Raw genomic sequence first — 9,079 nt, 5'->3', positions numbered from 1 at the left:
AGAAGGTCTACCTCAGCGTGGGCCCTGTGGGCGTGCAGGTTCCGTGTGTGGCTGGTGTGCTGCGGCATGGTCGGCAGCGATTGATGACCGACTCTGGAGCGGGTGCCTTGTCTGGTCTCGCGGTTCAGGGTGGGTGGACTATTCGGCGGGTTGGATCTCGCTTTCGGTGACCCATTTATGATTAGTCATGGTCATGTCGTCGGTGGTCAGATCAACCATGTAGACAGTCTCATCCGTCGAATAATCGATGGTGGCGGTAGCACCCTTCATCCCCGACATGTGTTCTGCATCGATGACCACTTCGGCTCCGTCAGACAGCGGTGCCTGGCCTGGATCAACCAGTTCCTCATGGACCACCCAACGGTGGTCGGTGATCGGTTCACCACCGCCAACCGGGGTGTAACTGACCGAATACGTGGTGGTGTCAAAAGCACCGGAGATCGTGGCCTGAGCACCATCCATGCCCGGCATGTGATCGGCCGTGAGAATGACCTCAGACCCTACTGGATAGGTTGGATCGACGGCTTCGACGATACCTTCTGGTGCCGGACCACCGTCTTCTGGATGATCCATGTCATGCCCACCGTCTTCTGCAGTGGTGGTGTCCTCGTGGGTCTCACCGTTATCCGCAGATGTCGCTGTGGCGCTGACAGTATCAGCGTTGTCAGAGTCGCTGGCATCGTCGCTACAAGCGCTCAGCACAAGGGTTGACGTCAATGCGAGGGCCGCAATGGTGATGGTGCGTTTCATGATCGTTCCTTTCAAGGAATAGTGATAGAACTGGGGGCCGAGTGACCAGGATGGTCATTATTGATTAGGGGGATGTCGACCCACAGGGTCTCCTCCTTCTACTTGCTGGGAGCCAGATGAGCAGGATCAAGATTGATCCGGCGCAGCAGCTGGGCGTTTAAGGCAACCACAATGGTCGATGCGGACATCAGGATCGCGCCAACTGCCGGAGAGAGCACGAATCCAATCGGGGCGAGCACCCCGGCAGCCAAAGGAACGGCGAGGATGTTATATCCAGAGGCCCAGATCAGGTTCTGGATCATCTTGGTGTAGCTGGCCCTGGAAAGTTCGATCATCGACAGGACTGCTCGGGGATCGTCACTGGCAAGCACCACCCCGGCAGATTCCATGGCCACATCGGTGCCGGCACCGATGGCGATGCCGACCTCTGCACGGGCCAGGGCAGGCGCGTCATTGACGCCGTCGCCGACCATCGCCACACGCAATCCACGATCCTGCAGCTCCGCGACCTTGGTGTCCTTGTCCTGGGGCAGGACCTCGGCGAAGACCTCATCAATGCCCAGATCCCTGCCGACGGCGTTAGCAACCTGACGGGCATCACCGGTGATCAGTGCAACCTTCACTCCTCGCGCCTGCAGCGCCTGCACTGCGGCGCGGGACTCGGGACGGATCTTGTCCTCGACCGCGAGTGCCCCGATGATCTGTCCGTCCCGGACGACGTGGAGCACACCAGCACCGCGCTGTTCCCAGGATTCAATCTGCTCATTCAGTTCGCCGGGGATGGTGAGATTGAATTCTCGCAACATATTGGGTCCGCCGACGAGGATATCTGCGCCGTCGACAAGCGCGCGGACCCCGCGGCCACTGGCCGCGGTGAAACCGGTTGCGCGCATCGGCTGGCGGGAGGCTTCTTCATGTTCGTTGGCTGCCGCGACGATGGCCCTGGCCACGGGGTGCTCGCTATCAGCCTCAGCTGCGGCAGCCAAAGCCAATAGCTGGCCTTCCGAGGTACCTGTTGCAGGTGCCACGCCGGTGACAGCGTGGGCACCTTCGGTCAAGGTACCTGTCTTGTCGAAGAGGACGATATCAATGGTGCGCATGCGCTCCAGCGCCATCCGGTCCTTGATCAGAACACCGGACTTGGCTGCGCGTTCCGTGGAGATGGCAATGACCAGCGGGATGGCCAACCCGAGCGCATGCGGGCAGGCGATGACCAACACGGTTACGGTCCGGATCACGGCGTCATCCGGGCTGCCGACCATCGACCAGACCACCGCGGTGATCAGTGCTGCGATCAGCGCGAACCAGAACAATAATGCCGCAGCCCGGTCAGCCAGCGCCTGGGCGCGGGAGGAGGATTCCTGGGCATCAGCGACCATACGCTGGATCCCCGCCAGTGCCGTGTCAGTACCGACCGCCTCAACGCGGACACGCACGGAGTTGTCGGTGGCCACAGTGCCGGCGACCACATGCGCGCCGACATCACGAAACACAGGGCGGGATTCGCCGGTGATCATTGCTTCGTCGAACTCGGCGGAACCGTCAATCACGGTTCCATCCGCGGGCACGCGACCACCAGCGCGTACCAGGACAAGATCGCCCACAGCCAGCTCGGCGATGGGGACGGTCCTGGTGGTATCGCCGTCGATCTTCTCCGCTTCGTCGGGAAGCAAAGCCGCCAGGGCGTCCAGGGCTGAGGAGGCTGAGCCCAAGGCACGCATTTCCATCCAATGGCCCAGCAACATGATGGTCACCAGCAGCGCCAGTTCCCACCAGAAATCAAGGTGGAACCCGCCAATCCCTAAGGTGGTGACCCAGGACGCGACGAATGCCACGGTGATGGCCATGGCGATCAGCAGCATCATGCCTGGTTGGCGGGATTTCAGCTCGGCGACTCCGCCTTTAAGGAACGGGGCTCCACCGAAGATGAAGATGATGGTTCCCAGTATCGGGGCGATCCAGGTGGAACCCGGAAACTGCGGGATCTGATAACCGATGATGTCGGCGAACATGGGGCTAAAGAACACGACCGGCACTGACAGAATCAGCGTCCACCAGAATTTATCCCTGAACATCGCAACGCTGTGGCCGGCGTGGTCACCGTGGCCGTGGACATGGTGATCATCGTCGTGATCATGGCTGGCATGGTCGCCATGCCCGTGGTGCTCGTCGATTGCGGAGTGGGGGTGATCCTGGGGCATGGCCTGGCCGTGGGTGGCAGCATCGTCGTGCTGTTCATGTCCAGTGTGATCACCGTGATGATGTGGGGTACTCATGAAACTCCTGTCTTTCTCTGGGGGTGGTGGGTGGTCGGATCAGGAAGGGGCGAGGGCATAACCGGCTTGTTCAATGGCCTGCGTGACGGTTTTCCGGGATGCGGTTCCGGTCACGGTGATCGTGGAGACACCACCCTTGATCAGTTCTATATCAACTGAAGTGATCTGTGGCACCTCCCCGAGGGCAGAGGTGACAGTGTTGACACACCCGGTGCAGGACAAACCAGATACTCGATATCGGGTCATGGATTCAGTGGCCGCGTCACCGCTGGGGGCGGAAGCCTCAGCTGACTCGGCAGGGCCGCAGCACCCACAACCAGCGGGATCAGTCGATTGGGTGGAGGTCAATGGCAGCAGGGTGGTCATCTTCAAGCTCCTGATAAGAGTGGACTGGAAAGGTTCTCACCCACCACCATATACCCCCATGGGGTATATGGGCTAGGGGTTGAGAGTTTTCATGCCCCAGGTAAGACGGAATGGCCATGAGCAGAACCCCCTGATGGTGGAGAAAGTGGGAGACGGATGGTGAGTGTGGTCCCGGTACCAGGCCCGGCGGACGCAGCAGTCAGGGTGCCACCGTGGGTTTCGACTAATGCCTTGGAAATCGTGAGACCAATCCCAGAACCACCGTTGTCACGATTGCGGGCAGCGTCACCGCGGTAAAAGCGTTCGAAGATGTGCCCCAGCTGGTCGCTGGTCAACCCTTCCCCGTTGTCCGTCACATCAATCAGCACGGTTTCCGAACCTTGTCGACGGGCGCTGATCATGACCTGACCACCTGCGGGAGTGTGACGCAGTGCATTGGACAATAGATTGCCCATGACCTGGCCGAAACGTTGGCGGTCCACGAACACGAAAACGGGCGCTGTGACAGGAACTGCCTGCAGGCTCACTCCTTTGAGCGCGTATGCCTCTTGAGCTGCGGTTGCGCTGGCATGGATAAGCTCACCCAGGGGTTGTTCGGCACGGTCTAATTCAATTCGGTCTTCTTGAGCTCGGGAGACATCATCAATATCCTCGACCAATCGGGTCAATCGTTGGAGCTGTTCAGACATCACTGCCTGTGTTTCCGGACTCCACTCCACGATTTCATCCTGCAGGCCATCGAGGTAAACAGCGAGGACGGATACGGGCGTGCCCATTTCATGAGCAAGATCGGATAAGAGTTGGCGACGCACCTCCTCGGTATGTGCGAGCCGGTCAGCCATGGTGTTAAACGCCACGGCCAGGGTTGTCACCTCTGGGCCGGCATCATCGGTGGGGACTTTAACGTCATAGTTTCCCCCAGCTACCGCTGTAGCTGCCCGGGTGAGACCACGCAGGGGTGTGCGGATTTTGCGGGCGAGCCAGAAGCTGGCCAATAACGCACATCCCAAGGCAATTGGCACCGCCACGGCCAGGGTGATCAGTCCAGCGTCTTGGTAGGCCTGCTCGACATGGCGTAGCTCATCCGCGCGATCAGCCATCAGCAGGTGTTCATGAAACAGTGGTGGACCCACCAATGATGCTACGGCCACTGCTGACAACAGGCTGATGACCACAACCACAGCCTGGGCCACAAGAAACCGGAGGGTCAGATTCGCTCCGTGTGTCATGCCCGCCCCATGCGGTAGCCAACACCACGAACCGTATCGATATATCCAAGCCCCGCTCCGCTTGTATCCAGCTTGCGCCGCAGATTACCGATATGGACATCAATGATGCGTTCATCTCCGATCCAGGAGGTATCCCACACATCAACGATCAGTTCCTGACGGGTCAGAACCTGACCGGGATGGGAGGCTAGGGCAGCCAGGATCGCGAATTCCGTGCGGGTGAGAGCTATAGGAGAATCTTTGACTCGAACCTCATGGGCAGCCGTGTCGACAACAAGATCTCCGAACACCCAGACGGAGCTCATCCGGCTGCCGGTAGGCGCGACACGGGGTCGACGCAGAACCGCACGAATCCGGGTAACCAATTCCCGGATACTAAATGGTTTGGTGATGTAGTCATCTGCACCCGTGGTCAACCCGGCGATTTTGTCATCCTCACTGTTTCGTGCAGTGAGCATGAGGATGTAGCAGTCGGAAAATGCCCTGATCTGCCGGCAGACCTCCATTCCGTCCAACCCCGGCAGACCCAGATCCAGCACCACCACATCCGGTGCCCACGCCCGTGCCTGTTCAACCGCCTCCGGACCAGTATGAGCCTGGGTGACATCAAAGCCAGCCCGCACCAGATAGCTCTCGATCATCTGAGCCAAGGGCTGTTCATCATCGACAACTAACACCCTGCCGATCGGATCCTGGTCTGTCCTAGTGTGATCACTCATAGATCCCAGTATCTCCCCAACACCTGCCCGGAAGAGACCCGAAAACCCTGATCAGGGAAATCTTTGCCAAATCTTTAAATACCGATGTGTAAGTTGCCGACGACGGACTCCCTTACCCACGGTGGTCACAGGCACTGGGATAAGAGTAAAAGGTGCTCCCACCATAGGTTCACCCACCGCAGCGGCCACTTCCCGTGGATCCCACCCCAGTCAACATCAAGCTACACATGAGGAGGATGTGGTGACAACGACCACTTCTATGAACAGATATCCCTCCATTTTTACCGACTGAGCAGGGTTTTTAGTTTTTCACCGGGTAGAGATCCGTGTTAGAAATGCCAGGTATCACCGCCACAGAGGACGGTGTGGAGCACTTGCCTTTAGGAGATGGATGTGAAACGAGCTGCGATTATTCTCGCCGCCCTCAGCCTGGTGTTGGCCGGATGTACAACCACCGACTCTGACTCCGCAGTGGCTGACCAGACCAGGGATCAGGATCTTCTGGTTTCCCAAGGTCTGGCAGGCATGGACGCCAGAGACATCATTGACGAACTTGATCAACAGGCTCTCGCCGATCGCCCCACTGATCTCATCGCCTCGGTACGCACCGATCAACTCATCCTCTCGGATCAGTCCCAGGAAGTGGCCTTGGACCTGCCGGAGAATCTGACCTACGTATCCATAGCCCCCTACCTGAACCAGACGCATGACTGCTTCTATCACAGTCTGACCACCTGTCGGGGCGAACTGGGCAATGAGCAGATCAAGGTAAAGATCACAGATGAGGCCTCCGGAGAGGTTCTGGTGAACGAAGAGACCACCACCTTCGATAACGGGTTTGTCGGCTTCTGGCTCCCAGATAATGCCGAAGGACTCATTGAGATCAACCACGGGGGCCACACCGGAGCTGTTGACTTCAGTACCACCGACGACGGTGCCACCTGTGTCACGGACCTGCGTCTGACCTGATATTCAGTCTGGATGTTCCTTTTGTTTCTCTGAGCTTGGCAATAAGAAAGTTTGAATTATGACTAGTAACTTTTCCCGGCGACAGTTCTTGCTCGGCGGGCTTGTTCTCGCTGGCACAGGCGCGTTGGCCGCCTGCGGTGGCAACACTGGCACAGCCCCTGCCACCACTTCCCCATCCCGTGGCCCGTACCCAACACCAACGAACTTGGCGCAACCCTCAGTACACAAGAAATTAACAGCCCGACCCATGTCGATCGATATCGGTGGCATCGAGGCAAAAACCTGGGGGTACAACGCCGATACCGGTGAACCCGCCATCGAAACCACCGCAGGGGATGTCCTCCAGGTCGACATCACCAACGAACTTCCCGAATCCACCTCCATCCACTGGCATGGTATTGCCCTGCATCACGCGGCCGACGGTGTTCCCGGAATGACCCAATCCCCGATTGAACCGGGCGAGACGTTTAGTTATCTTTTTGAAACCCCACACGGGGGCACCTACTTCTACCATTCCCACAGTGGCCTGCAACTCGACCGTGGCCTGCATGCTCCGTTGATCGTCCGTGATCCGGAAGACGCAGACGACCAGGATGTCGAATGGACCATCGTGCTTGATGACTGGGTCGACGGTATCGACGGCAGCACCCCCGAGGACCAGCTGAGCATGCTGACGGGGATGAACATGGGCGGCCACGGGGACATGGATATGGGTGACCATGGCGGGATGGCTATGGGTGGTGAGGGGGGCATGATGGCCCACGGCACCCCTGACCCCGTTCTGGGCGGTGATGCCGGTGATGTTATGTATCCGCACTACCTCATCAACGGCCGGATCCCCCGGGCACACCGCACGTTCAACGCCCGACCGGGGGATAAAGCCCGCCTCCGGTTCATCAATGCAGGCGGTGACACCATCTTCAAAGTCGCCCTCGGTGGACACCGCATGACCGTCACCCATATCGACGGTTTCCCTGTCCGCCCCCGCGACATCGAATCGTTCTACCTCTCGATGGGCGAGCGCGTGGACGTGGAGGTGGTCCTGGGCGATGGTGTGTTCCCCCTGACTGCGCTAGCCGCCGGCAAGGATGACCGGGCCTTCGCCGTGGTCCGGACCTCCGGGGGCCAGGCCCCCGCACCAGAGACCACCTTCCCCGAGCTCAACGCTACCGGCACCTTCCTGACGTCCTTTGAACCCGCGGATCGTGCACTCATGCCGGAGGGCAAACCAGACCGAGAAGTCAGCATCGACCTGAGCGGACAGATGATGCCGTACGAATGGGGCATCCTCACCAACGGCCAGTCCTCCCCGGGCACCGTGCAGGAAGGCCAGCGCCTGCGGATGGTCATGCGCAACAGGACCATGATGCCCCACCCCATGCACATCCACGGCCACACGTGGTCTCTACCCGGCAGCGGTGGACTGCGCAAAGACACCGTCCTGCTCCGCCACGGAGAAACCGTGATCGCTGATCTGATCGCCAATAACCCCGGTGAGTGGGCATTTCACTGCCACAACGCCTACCACATGGAAACCGGAATGATCAGCTCGCTTCGCTACGAGTAGTCCTACACCACGGCCCTATTAGATGATGCACTGATTCTGCGGAATCGCCAGATCATCGGATTCTTTCCTCTTGTCCTGGAAAAGGAGACCTTGTCCATGTCGAAAATTCGCCCCCGCATTATCACCGCCATGCTTGCCCTGCTCACCACCCTGACGGTTACAGCATGTTCTTCCGGAGAAGGCGCACAAAATGCTGTCGCTCTCGGGGGCACCTTCCAGTTCCACTCCCCGGTGGACAAACTGAGATTTTCTACGACGAAGAGCAACGCGCCCCGCTGCCGAACTTCTCCGGGCCATCATTGATGGAGGAAGGTGAAGAAATCAACCTGTCCGACTTTGAAGGCGAGGTAGTAGTCCTCAACGCCTGGGGACAATGGTGTGCCCCTTGCCGCGCAGAAGTCGATGATCTCCAAATTGTCCAGGAAACTCTCGAACCACTCGGTGGCACCGTGCTGGGCATTAACGTCCGCGACTATAACCAAACCATCGCCCAGGACTTTATCCTCGACAATGGCGTGACCTACCCCTCGATCTATGACCCACCCTTCCGCACCGCTGCGTCTTTGGGTGGAATACCCACTTCTGTGGTCCCAACGACCATTATTCTGGACCGAGAGCACCGCCCGGCTGCGGTGTTCCTGCGTGAAGTCGATGCCGACGACATCCTCGACGTGGCATTGCCGTTAGCTGAAAAGGCACCTCAATCATGACTATTGATGTGATGGCCCAGTTGTCCATCGGCCAGCAGTTCGCCGATGTTGCAGCCTCTGGTCCCCTGATGCTCGGGATCTTTGCTGCTGCAGCCGCCGGTCTTATTTCTTTTGCTTCCCCCTGTGTAGTGCCTCTGGTGCCTGGTTATATGTCCTATCTGGCAAGTGTGGTGGGCGGTGAGGTGGAATACGACTCCGAACACGGTGCCGTGGTGACCAAGAAACGTCAGTGGGCCGTGGCTGGCGCAGCCGGATTATTCATCCTTGGCTTCACAGTTGTTTTCGTGCTGGCCACCGTCACCGTATTCGGGGCAATCAGCCTACTCACACTCAATGCCGACACCCTCATGCGCATTGGTGGGGTGATCACCATACTCATGGGTTTGGCGTTTATGGGGATGGTTCCCGCCTTGCAACGCGACACCAGGATGGCTCCCAAGAAGTGGTCGACCTGGCTGGGCGCTCCGCTGCTCGGTGGGGTCTTTGCCCTGGG

At 59.0% G+C, this 9,079-nt stretch carries 8 protein-coding genes and 1 pseudogene; 4 read left to right on the top strand and 5 right to left on the bottom strand.

The window, feature by feature from the left end:
- Positions 1 to 138: 138 nt before the first annotated feature.
- From Q0M74_RS11405 to Q0M74_RS11385, 5 genes are all read right to left on the bottom strand, one after another.
- Positions 139 to 750, bottom strand: a complete 612-nt coding sequence (locus tag Q0M74_RS11405) for a YdhK family protein (RefSeq protein ID WP_293954521.1) — start codon at positions 748 to 750, stop codon at positions 139 to 141.
- A 98-nt stretch (positions 751 to 848) separates the two neighbouring features.
- A complete protein-coding gene (locus Q0M74_RS11400; protein ID WP_191734567.1) occupies positions 849 to 3,026 on the bottom strand; it encodes a heavy metal translocating P-type ATPase in 2,178 nt (725 codons plus the stop codon).
- Between the two features lie 39 nt (positions 3,027 to 3,065).
- A complete protein-coding gene (locus Q0M74_RS11395) occupies positions 3,066 to 3,392 on the bottom strand; it encodes a heavy-metal-associated domain-containing protein (protein WP_191734566.1) in 327 nt (108 codons plus the stop codon).
- Between the two features lie 89 nt (positions 3,393 to 3,481).
- On the bottom strand, positions 3,482 to 4,621 hold the full coding sequence (locus tag Q0M74_RS11390) for a cell wall metabolism sensor histidine kinase WalK (protein WP_293954520.1): 1,140 nt from the start codon (positions 4,619 to 4,621) through the stop codon (positions 3,482 to 3,484).
- Complete coding sequence (locus Q0M74_RS11385) at positions 4,618 to 5,340, bottom strand: response regulator transcription factor (RefSeq protein WP_293954519.1); 723 nt, start codon at positions 5,338 to 5,340, stop codon at positions 4,618 to 4,620. Before Q0M74_RS11385 ends, Q0M74_RS11390 begins: the two co-directional genes overlap by 4 nt.
- A 393-nt stretch (positions 5,341 to 5,733) precedes the next feature.
- Here Q0M74_RS11385 and Q0M74_RS11380 point away from each other — a divergent pair, with 393 nt between their 5' ends.
- The 4 genes and pseudogenes from Q0M74_RS11380 to Q0M74_RS11365 all read left to right on the top strand — a co-directional run.
- Positions 5,734 to 6,309 (top strand): CueP family metal-binding protein, encoded by a 576-nt coding sequence (locus tag Q0M74_RS11380; protein ID WP_191734563.1) that lies wholly within the window; start codon positions 5,734 to 5,736, stop codon positions 6,307 to 6,309.
- 58 nt (positions 6,310 to 6,367) lie between these two features.
- The gene (locus Q0M74_RS11375; protein ID WP_191734562.1) at positions 6,368 to 7,876 is read left to right on the top strand and encodes a multicopper oxidase family protein; all 1,509 of its coding nucleotides are present in this window, start codon (positions 6,368 to 6,370) and stop codon (positions 7,874 to 7,876) included.
- A 96-nt stretch (positions 7,877 to 7,972) separates the two neighbouring features.
- Positions 7,973 to 8,586, top strand: a pseudogene (locus Q0M74_RS11370) (TlpA disulfide reductase family protein).
- Positions 8,583 to 9,079 (top strand): cytochrome c biogenesis CcdA family protein (locus Q0M74_RS11365; protein ID WP_293954518.1); only part of this gene is annotated, 497 nt, incomplete at its 3' end. The pseudogene Q0M74_RS11370 and the gene Q0M74_RS11365, both read left to right, overlap by 4 nt.

Source organism: uncultured Corynebacterium sp. (assembly GCF_945649885.1).
In the GTDB taxonomy this organism is placed as follows: Bacteria; Actinomycetota; Actinomycetes; order Mycobacteriales; family Mycobacteriaceae; genus Corynebacterium.
This window is presented reverse-complemented; position numbering and strand designations above follow the sequence as displayed.